General features: G+C 69.5%; 15 protein-coding genes. 3 read left to right on the forward strand and 12 right to left on the reverse strand.

Annotated elements, in window-relative coordinates; all coding sequences use genetic code 11:
- Positions 1 to 290 precede the first annotated feature (290 nt).
- From NE2_RS24710 to NE2_RS24740, 7 genes are read right to left on the reverse strand one after another with little or no spacing between them, the layout of a single operon-like run.
- Complete coding sequence (locus tag NE2_RS24710) at positions 291 to 1346, reverse strand: UbiA prenyltransferase family protein (protein WP_106958606.1); 1056 nt, start codon at positions 1344 to 1346, stop codon at positions 291 to 293.
- Complete coding sequence (locus NE2_RS24715; RefSeq protein ID WP_063029880.1) at positions 1340 to 2299, reverse strand: ScbA/BarX family gamma-butyrolactone biosynthesis protein; 960 nt, start codon at positions 2297 to 2299, stop codon at positions 1340 to 1342. The genes NE2_RS24710 and NE2_RS24715 overlap by 7 nt, the downstream gene beginning before the upstream one ends.
- Positions 2296 to 3198, reverse strand: coding sequence for a nucleoside-diphosphate kinase (locus NE2_RS24720; protein ID WP_063029882.1), 903 nt, complete (start codon positions 3196 to 3198; stop codon positions 2296 to 2298). Before NE2_RS24720 ends, NE2_RS24715 begins: the two co-directional genes overlap by 4 nt.
- Positions 3195 to 4289 (reverse strand): SDR family oxidoreductase, encoded by a 1095-nt coding sequence (locus NE2_RS24725; RefSeq protein ID WP_063029884.1) that lies wholly within the window; start codon positions 4287 to 4289, stop codon positions 3195 to 3197. Before NE2_RS24725 ends, NE2_RS24720 begins: the two co-directional genes overlap by 4 nt.
- Positions 4286 to 4537 carry an acyl carrier protein gene (locus NE2_RS24730; protein WP_063029886.1) on the reverse strand — a complete coding sequence of 84 codons (252 nt, stop codon included), beginning with the start codon at positions 4535 to 4537 and terminating at the stop codon, positions 4286 to 4288. Before NE2_RS24730 ends, NE2_RS24725 begins: the two co-directional genes overlap by 4 nt.
- Positions 4537 to 7899, reverse strand: coding sequence for an AMP-binding protein (locus NE2_RS24735; protein ID WP_063029888.1), 3363 nt, complete (start codon positions 7897 to 7899; stop codon positions 4537 to 4539). Before NE2_RS24735 ends, NE2_RS24730 begins: the two co-directional genes overlap by 1 nt.
- Positions 7889 to 10570, reverse strand: coding sequence for a phosphoenolpyruvate synthase (locus NE2_RS24740; protein ID WP_233429871.1), 2682 nt, complete (start codon positions 10568 to 10570; stop codon positions 7889 to 7891). Before NE2_RS24740 ends, NE2_RS24735 begins: the two co-directional genes overlap by 11 nt.
- Positions 10571 to 10840: 270 nt before the next feature.
- Here NE2_RS24740 and NE2_RS24745 point away from each other — a divergent pair, with 270 nt between their 5' ends.
- From NE2_RS24745 to NE2_RS24755, 3 genes are all read left to right on the forward strand, one after another.
- Positions 10841 to 11545: an ESX secretion-associated protein EspG gene (locus NE2_RS24745; protein WP_063029892.1), complete on the forward strand. Its 705-nt coding sequence runs from the start codon at positions 10841 to 10843 to the stop codon at positions 11543 to 11545.
- Between the two features lie 216 nt (positions 11546 to 11761).
- Complete coding sequence (locus tag NE2_RS24750; protein ID WP_030512751.1) at positions 11762 to 12136, forward strand: hypothetical protein; 375 nt, start codon at positions 11762 to 11764, stop codon at positions 12134 to 12136.
- Positions 12133 to 13440: a hypothetical protein gene (locus tag NE2_RS24755; protein ID WP_063029894.1), complete on the forward strand. Its 1308-nt coding sequence runs from the start codon at positions 12133 to 12135 to the stop codon at positions 13438 to 13440. Before NE2_RS24750 ends, NE2_RS24755 begins: the two co-directional genes overlap by 4 nt.
- Positions 13441 to 13909: 469 nt before the next feature.
- On the opposite strand, the gene proB is transcribed toward NE2_RS24755, so the two are convergent.
- The 5 genes from proB to NE2_RS24780 form a co-directional block, all read right to left on the reverse strand.
- Positions 13910 to 15028, reverse strand: coding sequence for a glutamate 5-kinase (proB, locus tag NE2_RS24760; protein WP_063029959.1), 1119 nt, complete (start codon positions 15026 to 15028; stop codon positions 13910 to 13912).
- Positions 15029 to 15134: 106 nt separating this feature from the next.
- A complete protein-coding gene (obgE, locus tag NE2_RS24765) occupies positions 15135 to 16595 on the reverse strand; it encodes a GTPase ObgE (RefSeq protein WP_063029896.1) in 1461 nt (486 codons plus the stop codon).
- A 126-nt stretch (positions 16596 to 16721) separates the two neighbouring features.
- Positions 16722 to 16988: a 50S ribosomal protein L27 gene (gene rpmA / locus NE2_RS24770; protein WP_030512747.1), complete on the reverse strand. Its 267-nt coding sequence runs from the start codon at positions 16986 to 16988 to the stop codon at positions 16722 to 16724.
- Between the two features lie 48 nt (positions 16989 to 17036).
- On the reverse strand, positions 17037 to 17348 hold the full coding sequence (gene rplU / locus NE2_RS24775; protein WP_030512746.1) for a 50S ribosomal protein L21: 312 nt from the start codon (positions 17346 to 17348) through the stop codon (positions 17037 to 17039).
- A 341-nt stretch (positions 17349 to 17689) separates the two neighbouring features.
- On the reverse strand, positions 17690 to 21106 hold the full coding sequence (locus NE2_RS24780; protein WP_063029901.1) for a translation initiation factor IF-2 N-terminal domain-containing protein: 3417 nt from the start codon (positions 21104 to 21106) through the stop codon (positions 17690 to 17692).
- Positions 21107 to 21643 lie beyond the last annotated feature (537 nt).

Raw genomic sequence — 21643 nt, forward strand, 5'->3', positions numbered from 1 at the left:
CCCACCCGGGCCGGTCCGCGCGGCGCGGCCGTACGGCTGCGGGGCGGCGGACATCGGATACCTCCGGAAGGGTCGTGGTTGCACCCGACGCCACGAACGAGACACCGGACCGCGAGCCCGACGCGGCAAGGGCAAACCGCGCCGGATCCGGTGTACCGCACGATGCGAAGGGGGCAATCCTGCGGCGCCGGGTGCTACTTCCAAGCGTGCGCGCTCGCGGCGGCCCGGTCACTGCCCTTTCAGTGGCCTTCCGATGCCCCTGGGGCGTCAGCCCCTGTCCGCCATGGGAACTATCGCCAGGTCACGGCCGTGACGACGAGAATCAGATACAACACCAGTACGAATACCACAGCCGGGATGACGGGATACGCCCGGGTGGCAGAATCCGACTCCCTGCCCGATTCACCGGGCGACGCCGGACCGGCTCGGACAGGTTCGCGCGGCGACGGCGAGACCGATGTCCGGGTGAGGAACGATCCCGCCGCGAGGGCCGGAAGTATCAACAGTCCCACCGGTATCCACAGCAGCAGCGCCCACGGCAGCGGATGGTCCCACGGTCGGCTCAGCAACACATCGGCACCGACCGCGAGGGCCGCGAAACCCACGGTCGCGACGACGCTCCCCCGCACTCCCAGCACATTCGAGTAGTACCACTGCCCCGGCCTGACGTCGGCCACCGTCTTGCGCGCGAATTCGAAGTGCAGGAAGGCGCCCGCGAAGATCAGTGCGACCCAGGCTGTCCGCCAACCGTTTTCGACCTGCCCGGTATCGATCGCCGAGCGCACGAGGTAGGCGATGATCCACAACTGCACCGGGTAGGTCACGGCCAGGTTCAGCAGCAGGTCGCGGTGTATCCGCGCCGACACGCTTTCCAGCCCCCACAGCGCGAGGCCGTACCCCATCGCGGCGACGACGAGGGCCGCGGACCACCACGACAGCAGCGACGACACCACGGTCAGCGCCACCGCGATCACCCCGATCGCGACCCATAGTTCGCCGACACCTACCGCCCCCGTGACCAGCGGCCGTTCCGGATTGTGCACGCGGTCGTAGTCGAGGTCCTTGATCTCGTCCACCATGCGCAGATACAGCAGCAGTACCGCGACGACGACGATGCGCACCGCCGTCGCCCATCCCGGGCGCCATGCGGAGTCCGGATGCGACACCACCGCCGCGGTGCCCTCCACAGCGGCGACGAACAGGACCGCGTAGAGCAGATGATGCGTTTCGTAGCGCACGACGGTGAACCGCGCGATCCGCGCGAGGGCCGATCCGGACGCTCGATATCGGTTCGCGGCCGCCGCCTGCTCCGACCGGCCGGCGGGCGCGGCGGAACCGCTCAGCATTCCGCCTCGTCGGTGTCGTAGCGCAGGCCGATGCGCGCGGCCACCCCACCGCATTGGTGGATTTCGCAATCGATCTGTCCCGGAACGGAATCCGAGGCGCGCGCCACGCATTCGGCGCGGTGGTCCAGTTCCACGAACCGCTCGAAGGAACTGGAGACCCCGATCAGCCGGCCCGGCTCCGACACCGCCCTCGCGGCGACCGTCTGACGTGCCGCCTCGAGCAGCACACTGCCGGGCACGTGATCCACCGGGTGGTCGAACAGAATCGGATGGCCGGTATCGATCACCAGCTCGGCGCCCGCGGCCGCGCCCACCCGTCGCAGCGGGCCGATCACCACATTGCGCGCGTTGGCCCGGCCCACGTCGATCGCCGCGGCCGACTGCCCCGGTGGCAGCGCGGCGGCGATGTCGCCGAGCCCCAGTGCGGTGCGCAAACCGCCGCGCAGCGCCTCCCAGCGCGACGGCGACACCCAGGTGAAGGATCCGTCCACGATCATCAGCGGCGCTCCGCCGCATTCGATGTCGAGCACCATATCCACCCCCTGCAGCACCTCGCCGCGCCGATGGCGGCGCGAAATCTGCACCGACATCACCAGATCCGCGGGCGCGGGCCCGATCGCCCAGTTGTCGCTCTCGGCCACCGCACCGTTGAAGGTGCGCACGACGAAGCCGAAATCCTGTGGAACGCCGAAGTATTCGTGCGTGAGCGCGATCGCCGCCTGGCGGGCGGCCTCCATCACCAGCAGGGGGTCGTAGGTGCCGTCCCACGGTGCCAGGTGGTCGCCGTAGAAGGCGTGCATGCGGGGTAGCTGGGCGCCGACCACGAATTCGTCGGACCGCGCGGCGTGCAGGGAGGTGACGAATACCTCCGATACCGCGCAGCGGTGGGCGAGATGGCGGGAGATGGTGTGCACATGGCTCGCGGTCGGGATGGTCGCGGTGTCGATCGTCATGGTCGTGCCTCCAACCAGTCGTGTGCGGATACCGGGGGCAGGGTCTGGCGCCGCCCGCCGTTGCGCATGGGAAGTACCTGGGAGCCGAGGACGATGGCCGACCACGGATCGATCGCGCGGCCCGTGGCCCAGGCGCGCCGCAACAGCAGCGCACAGTCCTCGTCACGATCGGGATCGAAGTCCGCCGGAACGTCGCCGAGGTCGGCGAGCAGACGCGCGGTGGCGGCGGAACGCGTGAAAACCCTTGCGGGAGTGCGGGAGTACAGCTTCACGGCGCAGGCGGCGGCTTCGGCACCGCGCTCCTCCCCGGTCGCGATCTCACGCAGCACCCGCGCGCGGGCGTCGGTGTCGAAGTAGATCGCGAACTCCCGCAGCACATCGGCCGGATCGTCCGGCGAATGCACCAGATTCAGCAGATAGCTGTATCTGCCCAGAACATAACGTAATTCGCCCGGCTGCCGCTTGCCCGGATCGGTCGGTCCCTTGGCCGCCGTGAGCCGCACCGAGGTCGGCAGCGCCTCCGGTTCGCCGGAGACGACGAGGACCAGCGCGTCGGAGATCTCGGTCAGCAGATCGGCCAGTCGCCGCCGCTCCGGCGAGGCGATATTCCACGCGAAATACCACAGCGCGCGCACCAGATGCCGGTCGACCGCGCAGATGTGGGCCGCCACGACCCGGAAGTCGTTGTCCCGCAACCACTGCAGGGTCGGTTCGACCGCCCGGGCCACGATCGCATCCGGTTTCAGCAGCAGCAGTGAGTATCGGCGGGAGAATTCGGCCGCGTCGAGTCCGGCCTCACCGAGGTGGTCGACGGTCTCCTGGACGTAGGTGTCCTCGGCATAGGCGGCCGCCTTGTCCGGCAACGGCGTCGACGCCGCCAGCAGTTGCGCCAGGTTCATCGGCTGCCTCCCGCCTTCGCGCCCCAGGTGAAGCGCGCCAGCACCTCCGGTACCGAGGGCAGCGGATCGCCGAGGTAGCCGCTCTCCAGGCAGTGGTCCAGGAGCAATCGCAGATACGGCTTGCCGGTCGCGGGACAATCCCGTCCGAGCAGGGCGTGGGTCGCGGTGGTGTCGAACAGCGGGCGGCGTGCGAAGTAGCTCGTATAGAGCGCGCCGATACGCTGGAAGTATTCGCGTTCCAGCGGCTCCAGGTCGTCCACCGAGAAGGTGGCTTCGGGAACGAAGGTCGCGACGTGGAAGGACGGATATTCGGCGAGGACGTCCGAAATATCGCGCAGCGACAGCGCATCGGCGCCGACGGCGTGAAAGGTCTGTCCCACAGCGGATTCGAAGTCGATGGCGGCGGCCGTGATCACATCGGCGACGAAGTCGACCGGGGCGGGTGCGATCGTGGCGTCGTAGCGGCCGGGCAGCGAGCGCAGTTTGCCCTCGACGATCAACTTCACCACGGTGTAGAGGTTCTTGTAGTCACGGATCACGCCGGTGCCGGCGGCGCCGGTGACCACACCGGGGCGCACGACCGCCCAGCGCAGTCCCGGTGTGCAGCGCACCTGGCGTTCGGCGCGGAACTTACTGTCCTCGTAGCCGTTTCCGAACGCTTGCCCGACGTCGAGTTCCGCCTCGGCGACGACACCCGTCCGCATCCCGCAGACATAGGCGGTGCTCACGTACACCAGCGGCACGTCCCAGCGCAGCGCCAGCTCGATCGCGTGCGCGGTGCCGCGCACGTTCAGTTCCTCGTAGTCGCCGGCGGTGGCATCGAAAGCGGTGGTCGCGGCGGCGTGCACGATCATGCCGACGCGGGAACCGAGTTCGGCGGCGTCGTGCCGGGACAGGCCGAACCCCAGCCGCCGGATATCGCCGCGCACCGCCTCGATGCCGTCCAGCTGCGAACCGTCGTTGCCGACGATCCGTGAATTGCTGTGCAGCACACCGACAACGGGCCGTCCCGCCGCACCGAGGCGCGCCACCACCTCGGCGCCGACCAGGCCACCCGCACCGGTCACCAATACGGCGTCGTGGCCGGTCACAATCCCACCCCCTCGATCAGGGTCACCACGTCCCCGATGCGGCGCACGCCGGCCAGCTGTTCGGGGCGGTAGCGCGGTAGGCCGAAGGCCTGTTCGAGGACCAGCGTCAGCTCCATCAAGCGCAGCGAGTCGAAGCCGAGATCCTCGATCAGCCGCAACCGGTCACCCGGTTCGGCGGGCGGCGCCGGCGCCATCGCGACGACGAGTTGGCGAACCCGTTCCGCCACTGGGCTGTCCACATTCGTCATCACTGTCCTCCGTCGTGCTGGTGGGGTTGCCGCCCGCCCGAGCCGAGCAGGTCGCGGGCCTCGTCGAGGGGCAGTTCGGTGTCGAGGTAGGCGGCCGGGCGCAGCCAGTCGTAGCTGATGTCGAGGGTGCGCCGCCATTGCTCTCGCGAATCGAACGACGCCGGGAACTGCGCGCCACCGGCGATCTCTCGCACGGCCGCCGCGAGTTCGTCCAGCACGGCCAGTTCGTCCAGGCCGCTCCCACCCGATCCGAGGACCGCGGAGAAGCGCAGTGCCGACGCGCGGTCGACCAGCTCCCGCAGCGATCCCGCGTCCGGCACCAGCGCGGTCACCGTCGGACCGGGCGCGACATCCGCGGGCAGCGGGTGAATACCGTAGGTGGACAGCGCCATTCGCACACACATGGCGATCGCGCGATGCGCCGCGATATCGGCAACCGCACCCTGGCCCGCCTTGACCGCGCCCATCAGGTCCTCGCGCGCGTTCTCCAGGACCACGTTCGACCAGACCACCTCCATCGCACAGGCGACGAAGCGCTGGGCCGGCAGCGGTGACAGGGTCGCGATATCACCGTCCGCGCCGCCGCCGGCGAGTCCGAGCGCGGGCATCCGCGTGGACGGAATCGGCGTGACGGGGCGTAGCGGTTTGCACATGGCGAGCGCGAGACGCAGTGTCTCGCCGCCGCGCAGGGCCAGTCCGACGAAGCCCAAGCGGACGAATTCGGCGAGTTCGGTACCGATCGGCGACCGGCGCAGGATGTCGGCGACCGATTTGCGGGCGACGACGGCACGCCAGGCCGCGGCACCGCGAGCCGAGAGCGCGAAGACATCGGTGTCGTCGCGCAGGACATGGATCCGGTCCCCGATGGGCCAGGTGGTCACGCCGTCGATCCGGGCCAGCAGAATCCGGTCGGGATCATCGGCGACGTCCGCGATGCCGAATCGCCGAGCCAGTGCGAGCAGCTCGTCGAGTGTCGCGGTGTCCGGGACAGCACGGTAGGCGTCGATCAGCTCGGCGGCGTCCGGATCGACCGACGCGATTCGATCGAGCTGTCGCGGAAGCCATTTCGTCTCGATATAGGTTTCCCCGCGCGGCGCGCCCCACGATTTGACGGCTTGGAGCAGGCCGTCGCGGGCCCACCCGTCGGCTTCCGCGTCGGCGCCCATCGCGTGCAACGCGACCGCGAACCACAGCGCGTGCCGGCTGCGCCGAGCCCACCAGTCGGACACGGTCGCCGCGAAGGTGCCGGCGGGCAGCAGCGCCGACAACCCGTCCAGATCCACGGCCGCGCTCGACCGCACCACCGTCGCGTTCCGGAACCGCTGACACCGGTTCAGCACGTCCTCGTCGAGGTCGCCGGCGCCGTCCGCACCGGCCACCCGAGCCAGTTGCGCCCGCAGTTGCGCCTCGGACCGGGTGCGGATCTCGATGCGGCGGCCGTCGGCGAACACCACGGTCGGTAGCGTCGGCATCTCCTCGGCACCGGGTGCCACGATCAGGAAGTCGATATCGGAACCCTCGTTGCCGAATCCCTCCGCCAGCGACCCCTCGAACAGGGCGGCGGAATTCGGCGGGATCGAGACCGTTTCCAGTGCGGCGGCCAGCAGCCGCTCGGCACGATCGAGCGGCAGCGCGGGCTCGGTGGACAGACCGGTCGTGGTGGTGTCGGTGGCGGGGTGTTCGGTGGCGCCCGCCAAACGCTCCTCGGTATACAGCTGCCACATGTGGCGGCGGCGCGGTTTGCCGCTCGAGGTGCGGCGGATGAAGCCGCGCGGTCCGGTGACCACGCCCACGGTGCCCGCGGGACCCAGTTCGCCACGCACCACGGTCCGGGCTCGGGCAATCCACTCCCCCGGCGCCGTTTCGACGAACAGCACGATGCCGGGTGCGGCGCCGCCGGTCAGCGAGACCGCCGCGAGCTTGCCCTTGGTGATACCGGTTTCGCGGGCCACCCGCGATTCGATGTCCTCCATGAACACCGAACGTCCCCGGACCTTCAGGCTCGTGCCCATCCGGCCCAGCACGAAAACCTCGTCGTGATAACGGAATCCGGCGTCGCCGGTGTAGAGCCGGCCGTCGGCGATGCGCGTTGCGCCGCCGGCGCCGTCGGTATAACCGAGTGCGACCGAATCGCCGATCACCACCATCTCCCCGAGCACCCCGTCGGGCAGTTCGCGGCCGTCCTCGTCCACCACCACGACGGTGGATTCGGGAGTGGAGAAGCCCAAGCCCGTGATCCAGCCCGGGCCGCTCACCCACCGATCGTCGGCGAGTGCGACCTCAGCGACGACTCGCACCCGCTCACCGGGCCGCAGGGTCGCGGTATCGACCCGCAAGGCCGTCAGCGGCCGGTCGCGCGCCGAGGAGGTGACCATCAGCGTGGCCTCGGCCAAACCGTAGGCGAGGGTGTAGGCCCGAGCGGAAAAGCCGCGGGCGCCGGTGAGTTCGGCGAACGACCGCAGATCCTCGACTTCGACCGGTTCGGAACCGACCGCGAGCGTCCGCCATCCCGACAGGTCCAGATCGGCGATGTCGTCCGGGGAAACGCGGTGTGCGACATAGCCGAGGGCGAACGACGGCGACGGCGAATGCTGGGCGTGCGCCATCGCCCGCAACCAGCGCGCGGGGTCGCGTACGAACTGATCGGGCCGCATCAGATACAGGTCCCCCTGATTGGCGACCGTGGTGAGGAATGCGCCGACCAGGCCCATATCGTGGTAGAGCGGCAGCCAGGAGACCATCGCCTCGCCGGGCCGCCAGTCGATCAGCCGGCTGATCATCCGGATGTTGTTGGCCAGGTTGTGCCACGACACGCGCACGCCGCGCGGGGTTCCGGTCGACCCGGAGGTGAATTGCAGCAGTGCCGTCTCGGCCACGGGCGCGAGCGTCCGTTCGGCGGGCGTCCCGGTTTCGGCCACGACGACCGGTTCGTCGGCACGCCCGGCCGCGGTCATCGCCTGCCGGACCAGTGCTTCCAGTTCCACCGAGGTGACGACCACGCGAGGCGCGGCTTGGTCGAGTATCGCCGCGACATGCGCGATGTACTGCTCCACATCGGCGAACATCGGCGGCGCGATGGGCGTGAACACCCCGCCGCAGGCCCAGACGGCGTAAAACGCTGCGACACAGGGGAATCCGGTCGGCATGACGACGCAGACGCCGGCCTCGTCATCGCCCCCGAGCCCCCGTTCGCGGAGCCGGCCCGCGACCGACCAGGTCAGCTCGGCGAGCTCCGCGTAGCTGCGGAACTGCCAGCCGTCCGCTTCGTCGGCGAGGTGGATGCCGGTGGCGGTGGCGGGATTCACCAGCCAGCCGCGCACCAATTCCTGGTCGTCGCCGGTCGTCGGCAGTTCACTGGGCATCGCTTGCCTCCCCTTGGTCGAGCACGGTGACGGTTCCGCTGCTGCCGTCGACCCGCAACGGCATACCGGTACGAACGGATCTGGTGACGCCCGGAATCTGCACCACCGTCGGCACACCGAGCTCGCGCGCGACGATGGCGACGTGGGTGAGCGGGCTGCCGCGCTCGACGACCAGTGCCGTCGCCGACGGCAGTACCGCCACCCAGCCGGGGTCGGTTCGATAGGTGACGAGCACACCGCCCGCCACATCGCGCGGTTCGTCGACCACCACCGCCGGTCCCGTCCCGATACCGCCGCCCGACGGCGTCCCGGTGAAGACCGAGCCCGCCGTCGCCGCCGGAGTGTCGGTGATCGGCACCCAGCCGACCGCCGCGAGTTCGGCCGGACCGAAACCACCGCCGTGGGTGACGAAGCGGGCCGGCGCGACCAGGCGAGCGTCGGCGGCGCGCTGCTGTTTGCGGGCGGCGACCACCGCGCGCAGACCGGCCGTCTCGCCGCTCTCGTAGCAGCTCCGCAGTTGCGGCAGCGTCAGGTAGAACACATCGGAGAATTCGTCGATGATATTGCGCCGCACCAGGTCTCGTCCCATGATTCGGATTGTTCGCTTGACCATGCCGAAGGCGCGGGTACGGCAGAAGCGCAGACTCTCCCGATGCGCGGCACAGCGAGCCACCTTGCGCCGCAAGCGTTCATAGATCGCACGGCGCCAACCACGCAGGTGCGCATCGAGATATCGTTGCGCATCGTCGGCGGCGCGGTCCTGCTGTTCCGGTAGCGCGGCCAGCACCATGACGAACAGGCCCGACGGATCCTCCCGCAGATCCGGCGTCTCGAGCTTCAGTTCGTCGAGGCTGCGATAGCCGTAGCGGTCGATGTATTCGTCGACGCGCGCCCGGAACTCGTCGTGGCCCGCCGTCACCAGCGCGTCGTACACACCTTCCGGGGCAGTGCTTTCCAGTAGTTTGCGCAGTTCGGCGTTCTCGCGGACGGTGGCGGCGAGGGCGGACATGGCGCGGGCCGGCTCGGCGGATTCGACGTCGGCCCCGGGCCCCGCGACGGCGTAGAGGAACCACTCCGGCGCCTTCGGCAGGAATAGCCGGGTGAGCACATACAACAGGCCGGTGAGGGTCAGCAGCATCGCGTCCAGAACCATCATCGGACCCCAGCGATGCACCAGCTCCCGATCGAGTTCGCGATAGCGGGCGTAGGCCTGGGCGCCGGTGTCGGCGCTGTCGTCGTGGGACTCGAAATCGTCGTAGACGCGGTAGAAATCGTCGAGGAACCGCCGCATCATGGCGTCGATCCCGGCGATGCGGCGCAGATAGATCGCGGTGGTGCGCGTCCGGGACAGCGCTCGCCGCACCGGATTGCCGAAAGTGAACGGGCGCAGCGTCTTCGCGATGTCGTCGGGAAGTGGTTCGGCCACGCCGAGCGCGGCCTCGAGGACACGGCGGTTGAGCGGATAGCCGGGCGCGATGCCGACCATCCGGTACCAGTGCAGCAGGTTGTAATAGACGCGGCCGTGGAAGTAACCGAGCAGCACCGGAGTCCAGCTGTCGGTCTGCGCTACCTGCGCCCTCGGCACGCCCAGGGATTCGGCGTATCCGCGATACACCCGGCCGTAGATATCGGCCGCGGTGGTGAAGGTGAGCGGTGAGGTGATGCCGCTGAAACTCTCGATGATGTTGGAGTTGTCCCAGATTCGCAGGTCGCCGTCCGGCACCGCCTCCCCGGCGCCGCGCAACGAATCTCCGACCGCGGTGGTCACCGGGCGCGCTTGCAGCACCCAGAGCCGGCCTTCCGCATCGAAGGCCCATTCGACGTCCTGCGGGACGCCGGTCGCGCTCTCGATCCGACGGCCGACCTCGATCAGCCGGGTCACCTGATCCGGGGTGAGCGCCGGGCACGAACGCAGCGCGGGATCGACCTCCACCGCGATGCAGCCCTGGTCGCCGTCGGGACGGTAGCGAGTCGCCTTCTCTCCCAGAGTCGTATCGATCACTTCGCCCGAAAACTTGTCCGCGACATAGGTATCGGCGTCCACCGCACCGGAGACCAGCCCTTCGCCCAGTCCGTAGACGGCACTGATCAGCATCCGGTCCGTAGCGCCGGTGCTCGGATCGCAGGTGAACAGCACACCGCTGGCCTCCGCCGCGATCAAGCGTTGCACGATGACCGCCGGCATCTCCGGAAGCGCCAGTCCGTGCGCGAAACAGTAGGTGATCACCCGCGGCGACAACGCCGAGGCCCAGCAGGCCGTCACCACGGAGGCGATCGCCTCGGCGCCGGAGACGTTCAGGAACGAATCGAATTGCCCGGCAAACGAATACGTGGTTCCGTCCTCCGCCGCGGCCGACGACCGGACCGCCACCGGACCACGGCCCAGGCGACGCCACACCTCGTCCATCGCGCCCACGAGAGCATCCGGGGGTGTGGCGGTCATGATGCTCGCGCGCAGCCGGGCGCCGCGGATAAGCGCCTCGTCGAGGTCGGTGGCGGCCACGAAATCCGCTGCCGCCGCGACGATCTCGGACGGCATGTGCTCGAACAGCGACGGCTCGACGACCAGCCAATCCGGCACCGGCAACGCCGCATCGCGCAACCGACGCAGCCCGGCCGCCTTCCCGCCCGCCTCCGCGGCTTCGGCAAGGCTCGCTTCGGATTCGTGCACCAGGTCTCCTGTCATCGCGGACCGTGCGCCTGCCCAGCGGTCGCTCGCAGAGTTCGTAACGATATATCTGAAGTGTCGACGTTTCGGAATACCGGTGATCACGGATCCGGCATGCCGCGATGCACAGGCGGTCACCACGGCGTTGTCTCGATATACCGGCCGCGCTCACCGGTGTTAACCGAATTCCGAACAAGATCGGCTGGCCGCCCGCCGGGCGCGCGGCTACGCTACGTTGAGGCTCGTGACGATCGGTGGAGGGTGTAATTCGGCGTGAGTTGGACATTCACACCGGACGAGTTCGCGCACATCTGGCGCGAGACCGACCTCGATCGCCATCCCTTCCCGCTTCGCATCCTCGAGTCACCCCGCACCGAGGACGAGGCGGCCACCTTGCGCAAGGCCCTCGAGGTACGGCTGCCGCTCGGCGCGGACCCCGACCTGTCCGCATGTCTGCGCATCCTGGCCGCGCCGCATACCCGCGTGGTCGCGATCGGGGGCGCACACAGCGCGGGAACCGAGATCCGGGCGGTGGCGGCGGCGATCTACGACCACGCCGTACTCGCGATCCAGGAACCGGGACGCACACCCGGATTCGGCGGGTCCATCCGCTTGTCGATCGGTCACACCGCCAAACTGGGCGCCCGCATCGCCGCCCTGCTGCCCGAGTGCCCGGCCGGAAGCGAACCCGCACGCTCGGCGCCGAGCGAAGCGGTGCGTGACGACGACTGCCCCCGGCCGTCCTCGCCGCCGGCGCCGCGCATACGCCGCCTGCTGCTGAAACCGCATACCGCCGAAGGACATATCCGCATCGAATCCGGATTGGACCGGGCCACACCACCCGCACCGCTGTACTACACCTGGATCGACGTCGCCGACGACGGGCGCTATCTCATCAAGGCGGGCGACGAAGTCCATATCGTGCCCGCGAGCCGGCAGCAGATCGGCACTCATCTGCAAAAACGCATTCCGCGATGACTGTGGCATGCACGGATTCGGGCAACTCGGGCTGACCGGACATCGCCGGAACCAGTAAGCTGGGTCGACCTGCAGCCTCATCGGGAAGCCGTCTCGGCCATCCCCATCGGGCTGTGTGATTACAGCCCAATGGGGAGCCCTACGTGGTAACGCTCCGCTGCCGCCTCCGGGCGTTCCCCATTAGGCTGATCGGACCGACCGATCTCAGGGGTGCGCATGACGATCGAGACCAGCCAGGCCGATATCACCCGTTTCTTGCAGGCCGCGCGCGGGGGAACCGTCACCTTCGATCCGGCGGCCGCGCGTGGGTGCGCGGAGATCTATCAGCAGCAGGCCGACCGGCTTCGGGAACTACAGCAGCGCCTCGATTCGGTGTCGCAGCTCAGCGGCTTCGGAGGCTTCTTTTCCGCGCAGCAGCTGCAGGCCGGCTTCGGCCGCAAGGCGCGCGATGCGGCCGAACTGCTCGACCAGTACATCGCCGCCGCCTACCGCATGAAAGAGGCCTTTCTGACCAGCGCCGGGCTCTATGAGGAGGCCGATTCCGCGCATGCGGCCGCGCTGCGGGCGATCTCGTCCGGGCTGTCGCGATGAGCGCCGAATTCCGTTACGGGCCGGCCGCTTCGCGCACCGATCCCCAATACGTCAGCGCCATGGAACATTTCGAGTCGATGACGCATGAGCAGATCCACGCCGGAACCGAGAAGATCGAGGCCGGTGAGATTCTGCAGGCGTCGCTGATCTGGTTGGAGGCGGCCGCCACGCTGACCGGGTCCATGCCCGCCACCCGATCGCAGGCCGAACGAATCATGGATCACGCCGGATGGCAGGGCCCGGCCGCCGAGGCGGCCGCCGCGAGCGCGCACAGCTTCGCCGCCTCCGTCGACGAGTTGGCCGCTGTCTTCGGTGAGGTCGGTGCTCGGCTCGGGGCGGTCGCCGGAGCCGCGGAAGCGGTCAAGATGGCGGTACCGCCGCCGGGCGATTCCGGACCGGTGGGCGCCATCGCCCGGGTGCTGGAGGCCGCGCATGTGATCGATGCGCGCATCGCCCAGGAGGTCATGCGTCAAGAGGCGATTCTGACGATGAACATGATCTACAAACCGGCCTACTCCGCCGCGGGCACCGCGGTCCCGGCCCTGCCCGAACCCCCAGCGCAAGCCGACCCCGGCGGACCGCGTCCCAGCGCTCCCGCACGCCCGGACGGCGACCGGCCGCAATCGCACCAAAGCCCCACCGCCCCACCGTCTTCCGAGTCGGAGCCCTCGACGCCGGATCAGGCACCGGACTCGACCTCTGCCCCCGGCACACCCACGCCGCCGTCGCCGTCTCCACCCACGCCGCAGTCGCCATCCGCACCCGCACCCGCACCCGCACCCGCACCCGCACCCGCACCCGCACCCGCACCCGCACCCGAGAGCCCAGCTCCCGCACCTTCGCAGACGCAACCCGCGCCCGCGCCCGGCGACCCGGCACCGAGTCCCTCGGCGCCGCCCCCCGCCGCTCCGACACACGATCCGGGCCCGGCGCCGACCCCGGCGCCCCCGACCTCCTCCACTCCCCCCTCGCCCGACCCGACGCAGGCACCGGCACCGTCCGGTCCGGACGGTTCGATGCCGCCGGGTCCACCGCCGCCCGATCCGAATGCCGCGCCGCCGGCCACCACAGCACCGGCTCCCGCGCCACCCTCCGGCACCCCCGCACCGCACTCACCCGACCCGTCGGCATCCACTCCGCCACCCCAATCCCCCACGCCCGCACCACCTCCGGCCCCGCAGCCACCTGACCCGTCGGCGCCCCCGCTCACCGACCAAGAAGGCCAGCCAGGTATCACCGGCCCCATCCCCAACACCGATACACCGACGACTCCCGACCAACCCGGGATCTCGCCACCGGGCTGATCGATAGTCGGAGACGTGAGATTTCGGCAGTCCAGCTATGTGTGGACACATCACCAGCGCCCAACCCAGGTGAGCCGGCCGACCACCGCGACTCAGTGCGAACAGCTCCTGTCGAGAACGTTGTCGCCGACGCACACACGTAGCCCTCATCCCCAACACCGACACACCGGCGACTCCCGACCACCGGTGTATCCCCCGGGCTGATCGATAGTCGGCCGCGCGAGAGATTTCGGCGGCCGCCGACAGACCGGGCGGAACGCGCCCCGCCCGGTCCTGGCACCGCTGTTGATCATCGTGGCGCGGCGGTAGGAGCTCCGTCGAGAATGCTGTCTCCGACCGACACGGCGGCATCGACCGCGACGGTGACGACGGGCCTTCGCATCGAACGGCTCGGCAGCGGAGCTGGAACGTACAGAGGCCGAGTGGCTTTCGCGCTGCGGGTATGACTCTCGATCCGGAGCCGAGATGCCTACAGCTTCACCAGATCGTCGGCGTGAATGACGGGGCGCTGCATACCTTCCGGCAGTTCGGAGGTGGAGTGGCCGGCCATGGCTTGCAGTTCGGTGCTGTCGTATTCGACGACGCCGCGCGCTACGGTGCGGCCGTCGGGAGCGAGCAGGTCGACCACATCACCGCCGTAGAAGCGGCCCTTGACGCCGGTGATGCCGGCGGCGAGGAGCGACCGGCGCGAATGCGCGACGGCCCTGACGGCGCCGGCGTCGAGGTGGATGGCGCCGCGGCTGTCGGCGGCGTGGCGGACCCAGAACTTGCGGGCCGACAACCGGACCGGGCGCGCGGCGAAGGCCGTGCCCACCGAGGCGTCGCGCAGCGCCGGCGCCGCATCGGAGGCGGCGGCCAACAGGACGGGCACGCCGGCGTCGGCGGCGAGGCGGGCGGCCGAGAGCTTCGACGCCATACCGCCGGTGCCGAGTGCGCCACCGCTACCGGCGATCACACCGTCGAGGTCGGCGCTACTGCGCACCTCGGGAATGAATGTGGCGGCGCCCTTGCGGGGGTCGCCGTCGTAGAGTCCGTCCACATCCGACAGCAGAACCAGCGCATCCGCACCGACCAGATGCGCCACCAGCGCGGCCAGCCGGTCGTTGTCACCGAAGCGGATCTCCTCGGTGGCGATGGTGTCGTTCTCGTTGACCACCGCGACCGCGTGCAGGGCACGCAAACGGTCGAGGGTGCGCTGCGCGTTGCGGTGGTGTTCGCGCCGGGCGAAGTCACCCGCGGTGAGCAACACCTGCCCCACAACCCGGTCGAATCGGGCGAACGAGGTGCCCCAGGCGTGGGCCAGCGCCAACTGGCCGACGCTCGCCGCGGCCTGCTTCGTCGCGAGATCCCTTGGGCGGGCGGCCAATCCGAGCGGGGCTATGCCGGCGCCGATCGCACCGGAGGACACCACCACCACATCCGATCCCGCGCGCATACGGGCCTCGATCGCCTCGGCGAGCTTATCCAGGCGCGCGTTGTCGAGTCCGCCCTCGAGGCTGGTCAGCGCCGACGAGCCGATCTTGACCACCACGCTGCGCGCGGTCCGGATCGACTGCCGAGTAGTTACCGCTCCCTTATCGGAATCCACCTGTGTCACAACAACACTCACTCACTTGACGCGCCACCACCGTGACGCACGACGACTACCGGACCGGCACGCCCGCACACACCGGCGAAACCGGCGTGGCGGGCGATCACGGTTGGTCCTCGTCCTCCGAGACCAGGCCGCGGCGCACCCGGGAGGCATGCTTGCGCTCGGCGGCGGAGATGCGGTCGGTCTGGTCCAGGCGGGGGTCGGTCCCGCGCCCGGTCATCACCATATCGACCCCGGCCGAGATCTGCGGCTCCCACTCGAAGCTCACATCGCCGATGGTGACCTCGGCGCCGGGGACCGCACCCTGGCGGACCAGCTCGTCCTCGACGCCGAGGCGCGCGAGCCGGTCGGCCAGGTAGCCGACGGCCTCGTCGTTGTCGAACTGCGTTTGGCGCACCCATCTTTCGGGGCGCTCGCCGCGGACGATGAAGCCGCCCTCGACCTCCGGATCGGGTTCGACGGTGAAGCCGGTCTCCCCGGCCACCACCGGCCGGATCACCGGACGCTTCGGCGCCGCCTTCGGATGCGCCTCGCGATACTCGCGGACCATATCGGCCAGCGCGAAGGTCAACGGCCGCAAACCTTCCCGGCTCACCGCGGAAATCGTGAACACCGGCCAGCCGCGCTCGGTGAACTCGGACGTCACCATCTCGGCCAATTCGGCGGCGTCGGGGATATCGGCCTTGTTGAGGATGACCACGCGCGGCCGATCGGCCAGATCGCCCAGGCCGGCGTCGGCCTGCAGGGCGGGGCGGTAGGCGGCCAGTTCGGCCTCCAGCGCGTCGACGTCGGAGATCGGGTCGCGGCCGGGTTCCAGTGTGGCGCAATCGACTACGTGAGCCAGCACCGCGCATCGCTCGAGATGCCGCAGGAAGTCCAGCCCCAGGCCGCGTCCGTCGCTGGCGCCGGGGATCAGGCCCGGCACATCGGCGACGGTGAAGGTGGTGTCCCCGCTGGACACCACGCCGAGATTCGGCACCAGCGTCGTGAAGGGGTAATCGGCGATCTTGGGCTTGGCCGCCGAGAGCACCGAGACGAGCGAGGACTTTCCGGCCGACGGGAAACCGACCAGGCCGACATCGGCCACGGATTTCAGTTCGAGAACGAGATCGCGCTCCTCGCCCTCCTCACCCAGCAGAGCGAAGCCGGGCGCCTTGCGGGCGCGCGACACCAGCGCCGCATTGCCGAGTCCCCCGCGGCCACCGCGCGCCGCCACGAATCGGGTGCCCGCGCCGACCAGATCGGCCACGACCTCCCCGTCGTCGCCGATGACGACCGTGCCGTCGGGCACCTTCAGCAGCAGCTCCGAACCCTGTTTGCCGTCGCGGTTACCGCCCTCACCGGGTTTACCGTTGCCGGCCTTGGCGTGCGGGTGGAAGTGGAAGTCCAGCAGCGTGTGCACGTTGGGGTCGACTTCGAGAATCACGTCCCCGCCGTTGCCGCCGTTGCCACCGTCGGGTCCGCCGAGCGGCTTGTACTTCTCCCGATGCACCGAGGCACAGCCGTGGCCGCCCTTACCGGCGCGGACGTGCAGCACCACACGATCGATGAATTTGGACATGCCAGCTGGACCTCTATGTTTCGGTGGACGGTGGTGGTGAGCCTCCCGGAACGGCGAACGGGCCAGGGTTTATCTGCTAAACCCTGGCCCGCTTCGAAGAATGTGTGGAGAAGGCTCCGGCGCGGCTCAGGCCTGCACCGGCTCCGGTACCACGATGTTGACGGTCTTGCGGCCCCGCTTGGTGCCGAACTGGACCGCGCCCGCCTCGAGGGCGAACAGCGTGTCGTCGCCGCCGCGGCCGACATTGACGCCGGGGTGGAAGTGGGTTCCGCGCTGGCGAACCAGGATCTCGCCGGCCTTGACGGCCTGGCCTCCGAAGCGCTTCACGCCGAGTCGCTTGGAGTTGGAATCGCGACCGTTGCGAGAGCTGGACGCACCCTTCTTATGTGCCATGGCTGAAAACTCCTCGATTCGAAACCGGGTGGTTCCGCTAGGTCGAAATTACTTGATGCCGGTGACCTTCAGGACCGTCAGCTTCTGACGGTGGCCCTGACGCTTGTGGTAGCCGGTCTTGTTCTTGAACTTGTGGATCCGGATCTTCGGGCCCTTGGTCTGCTCGACCACCTCGGCGGACACCGAAACCTTGGCCAGCTTGTCGGCATCGGTAGTCAGCTCGGCGCCGTCAACCACCAGCACCGGCGACAGCGATACGGCCGTGCCCGGTTCACCCTCGATCTTCTCGACCTTCACCAGGTCACCGACCGCGACCTTGTACTGCTTTCCGCCGGTCTTGACGATCGCGTACGTTGCCATCGGTCGGCTGCCCTCTTTCCTCAACTAGTGCTCGGCACTCTGCTCACACGGCCGCCTGCCGGTGGACACCGGAAACCGCCGTACGACTGGTCTGATAGTCACCGCCGCCTCGGTACTTCTTCCGCACCGGAGGGCTCGTTTTCGAGCCGGATCTCATGACAGCGCAGCGTTTTCTCAACACAACACGGTGCTGTCACCGGGCAGCGACTGTCCAAGATTACAGGACTGCCACCCCCCGCACCAAACCGGGTCGCCACCACTCCGAACGCGATCCGCGGCGGCGCCCCGCCCACCGTGCGGGCGGGGCCTGTGCTGCGAGTTCTCCGGTTCGACGCCCCGGATCAGTTCGGCGATTCCGGCGCGCCCGCGGCTCGCCCGGCGGCCCGGCGACGGGTCCGCTGCCGCGGGGTCACCTCGGCCGGAGCCAGCTCGTCGAGCGAGAACTTCGGCGCGCTGTCCTGATCGGCGTCGGTCAGGACGAAGACCGCGCCCCGGCTGTCGGTCGACGGAGCCGACGCGGTGCGAGCCACCCGACGGCGGCCACGACGGGCGCCTGCCTCCGGAGCCTGCTCGTCCGGCTTCGTCTCGACCGGCTTCGTCTCCGCCGAAGCGGGAGTGGACGCGGGCTCGGCCTGCGCCGACTGTGCTCCGATGCGGCCGGTCACCGCGGGCTCCCGTTCGGCAGCGGGCTCCTGTGCGGGCCGCTCGGGCTCCGCGACCGGCTCGGAGCCGTCTCGACCGGCGGCGACCACGGATTCGGCTGCTTCCGCGTGCACGGGTTCCGCTCGTACGGCTTCGGCTTCAGCGGATTCGGTGACCTCCGCCGCTGCCGCCCTCGCACGTCCCCGGCGCGAATCCCGCGAGCCCTTGGCCTGCGGGCTCGGTTCCGCCTTCGCCTCGACCGGCGCGGCGGCCTCGGCCACCTCGTCGTCGGTGTGATGCGCGGCCATCGCGAGCGCGACCGGATGAGCGCGCTTGGCGGCCGCCTCCTCCTCGGGATGCGAATCCGCGGTCTCGGGCGCGGCGGTGCTCGGCTGCTTGGTGTCCTTGTCGCGGTCCTTGTCCTTGCGGCGGCGACGGCCTTCGCGGCGGCCGGACCCTTCCTCGGCGGGCGCGGTCTCGACCGGGTAGTTGTGCACGATGATGCCGCGGCCGTGGCAGTGCTCACAGGTGGTGGAGAACGCCTCGACCAGTCCGGTGCCCAGCTTCTTGCGGGTCATCTGGACCAGGCCGAGTGAGGTGACCTCCGACACCTGATGGCGAGTACGGTCGCGTCCGAGCGCCTCGGTGAGGCGACGCAGCACCAGATCGCGGTTGGATTCCAGCACCATGTCGATGAAGTCGACGACGATCATGCCGCCGATATCGCGCAACCGCATCTGGCGCACGATCTCCTCGGCGGCCTCCAGGTTGTTGCGGGTGACCGTTTCTTCCAGGTTGCTGCCGCCGGAACCGGTGAACTTGCCGGTGTTGACGTCGATCACGGTCATCGCCTCGGTGCGGTCGATGACCAGGGTGCCGCCGGACGGCAGCCACACCTTGCGGTCGAGGGCCTTCGCCAGCTGCTCGTCGATGCGCAGGCTGCCGAAGACGTCCACGCCGTTGTTCTCGTAGCGCTCGACCCGGGCCAGCATGTCCGGTGCGACGGTGCGGACGTAGTTCTCGACCGTCGTCCACGCCCGGTCACCCTCGATGACCAGCTTGGAGAAGTCCTCGTTGAACAGGTCGCGGACCACCTTGACCAGCAGGTCCGGCTCTTCGTACAGGGTCTTCGGCGCGCCCGACCCGTTCTCGGCCTGCTTCTCGATGGTCTTCCAGGTGGCCTGCAGCCGCTCGACGTCGCGGGCGAGTTCGGTCTCGCTCACCCCCTCGGACGCGGTGCGGATGATCACTCCGGCGTCCTGCGGGACGATATCGCGCAGGATCTCCTTGAGCCGCTTGCGCTCGGTGTCGGGCAGTTTGCGGCTGATACCGGTCGAGGTCCCGCCCGGGACGTAGACCAGGAAGCGACCGGCCAGGCTGATCTGCGTGGTCAGCCGGGCGCCCTTGTGCCCCACCGGATCCTTGCTGACCTGCACCAGGACGGTGTCGCCGGGTTTGAGAGCCTGCTCGATCTTGCGTTCCTTGCCGCCGAGCCCGGCGGCCTCCCAGTTCACCTCACCGGCGTAGAGCACGCCGTTGCGGCCGCGGCCGATATCCACGAACGCCGCCTCCATGCTGGGCAGCACGTTCTGCACCTTGCCCAGGTAGACGTTGCCGACCATGGACGCCGTGCCGGTGTTGGTGACGAAATGCTCGACCAGGATGTTGTCCTCGAGCACCGCCACCTGGGTGGTCGCGCCGACATGCGAATGTTCACCGGCCGGGAACGACTTCTCGCGGACCACCATGACCCGGTCGACCGCCTCGCGACGGGCCAGGAACTCCGATTCGGTGAGGATCGGCGGGCGGCGGCGACCGGCCTCGCGACCGTCGCGACGACGCTGCCGCTTGGCCTCCAGCCGGGTCGACCCGCTGATGCCCTGCACCTCGTCGACCGTGCGGCGCTTGTTGCGCGGTTCCCGCTCGTGCACGACGGTGTTCGGCGGATCGTCGTCGGCAGGCTCGGATTCGTTGTCCTCACCGGCCTTGCGACGACGGCGACGGCGACGACGGCGGGTGGAACCCTCCGGCGTCGAACCCGATTCTTCGTCGCTCTCCTCGCCGGTCTGCTCGGCGGCCGCCTCCTCGGCGGATTCGTCGGACTCGGCGTCCTCGTCGTCGGATTCGTCGTCGGACTCGTGATCGGCGTGCTGTTCACCCCGGCCCCGGCCGCGACCGCGCCGGCCACGGCGGCGACGACGCGAGCGACCGCCGTCCTCCTGCTCGTCACGCGACTGCTCGTCGTCCCAGTCGCCGCCGGCTTCGGTCTCGGGCTCGGCTGCCGCGACGGACTCGGGCTCCGCCGGAGTTTCTTCCGGCGCGGCGTCGGTGGCCTTTTCGCCGGCTTTCTCGGCGGCCTTTTCAGCGGCTTTCTCGGCGGCCTTTTCAGCGGCCTTGGCCTCGCGTTCAGCGCGCCGGCGGCGGCGCATCTCCTCGGCCGCCGCGGCATCCGGCGGCAGGAACAGCGGCGCGGCCGCGATACTCGCCGGCTCGAAGACGACCGGCTCCTCGGGCTGCGCGGCGGGCTGCTGGAACGGGCTGGTGAACAGCGAAGTGTGGGGTGCCGATTCGGGCTCGGCGGGGGTCGCCGGCGACTCGGATGTCACCGCGGAGTTCGCCGCGCCGGCGGTCTCGGCGACGCCCGCGGCCTGCACGGTATCGGCGACCTCGGTTTCGGCGACCGCGGTGGATGCGCCGGACTCGCTCGGCACGGGCTCGCCGGCCGTATCCGGCGCGGTGGCGGTCTGCGCGGTATCGGCCGCGGCGGTGGATGTGGTCACCGGAGACGCACTCTCGGCGGGCGCCGGAGCAGGCGTCTCGGCCTGTTCGGTCGCGGGCTCGGCCACCGGTTGCTCGGCGCCGGCCTGTGGGGGAACGAGCGCGTCGCGCACGGATTCGGCGACGGTCCGGTCCAGGCTGGATTGGGCGCTGCGGGCGTCCGCACCCAGTTCGGTCAGGTGGGCAAGGATGCGCTTGCTGGTGGTTCCCAGAAGTTTCGCCAGCGCGTGCACCCGGATACGTTCGGGCAACTGCGCTGCCTCCCCTACCCCGGCCACCTCGGTCGAGGTGGATTCACCATTGCTCTGCGATGTTCCTTGCGGCTCTTGATCGGCCACGAAATCTCCTCGGGCCCCCGGGCGCGTCCCACTCGTACGAGAGTGACGCGGCCGACGCGGGGGCGCTGTCCGTTCGCCTCACGCCTGTGGCGCAAGGTCTGATGGTCTCGCCCCGCGTGCCCGGTTATCACCTGTCGTACGTCGTTCGGGCTAACTGGTCACGCGGCGCCTGGCTGTTGGCTTTCACACCTGAGCTCGAGCGCTCATCCAGCGTGCCGCCGAACAGCGAGTCTTGTAACCGTCCGGGGCAGCGATGATCGGCGTCGAGCCGCGGTGCCATTCGGTTGCGTTCGCCACCTGCCCCGATAGGTAGGCGTCGATCACATCCGCTTCCAGTATCCCACACAGCGACCCAGTGGTACGCCATCGGAGCACGACCGCACCGTTTCCGTGGCCCGACCTGCGGCCCTTTCCTACAGCTGAGTAGGTCTTTCCCGACCGACGTCGATCACCGGCTGGAGTGTCGCCGCGACCCCCGAGCAAACCTGCTCACCCGGCCCGGAGCGATTCCTACGAGCGACCGTTCGCGGCCGGCTC

Source organism: Nocardia elegans NBRC 108235 (assembly GCF_001612845.1).
GTDB lineage: Bacteria > Actinomycetota > Actinomycetes > Mycobacteriales > Mycobacteriaceae > Nocardia > Nocardia nova.

Coding starts and splice junctions, on each gene's coding strand:
- NE2_RS24755 (WP_063029894.1), top strand. CDS start 12,133: ATGAGCGCCGAATTCCGTTACGGGCCGGCCGCTTCGCGCACCGATCCC.
- NE2_RS24735 (WP_063029888.1), bottom strand. CDS start 7,899: ATGCCCAGTGAACTGCCGACGACCGGCGACGACCAGGAATTGGTGCGC.
- rplU (WP_030512746.1), bottom strand. CDS start 17,348: ATGGCAACGTACGCGATCGTCAAGACCGGCGGAAAGCAGTACAAGGTC.
- NE2_RS24710 (WP_106958606.1), bottom strand. CDS start 1,346: ATGCTGAGCGGTTCCGCCGCGCCCGCCGGCCGGTCGGAGCAGGCGGCG.
- NE2_RS24720 (WP_063029882.1), bottom strand. CDS start 3,198: ATGAACCTGGCGCAACTGCTGGCGGCGTCGACGCCGTTGCCGGACAAG.
- NE2_RS24715 (WP_063029880.1), bottom strand. CDS start 2,299: ATGACGATCGACACCGCGACCATCCCGACCGCGAGCCATGTGCACACC.
- NE2_RS24750 (WP_030512751.1), top strand. CDS start 11,762: ATGACGATCGAGACCAGCCAGGCCGATATCACCCGTTTCTTGCAGGCC.
- NE2_RS24730 (WP_063029886.1), bottom strand. CDS start 4,537: ATGACGAATGTGGACAGCCCAGTGGCGGAACGGGTTCGCCAACTCGTC.
- rpmA (WP_030512747.1), bottom strand. CDS start 16,988: ATGGCACATAAGAAGGGTGCGTCCAGCTCTCGCAACGGTCGCGATTCC.
- obgE (WP_063029896.1), bottom strand. CDS start 16,595: ATGTCCAAATTCATCGATCGTGTGGTGCTGCACGTCCGCGCCGGTAAG.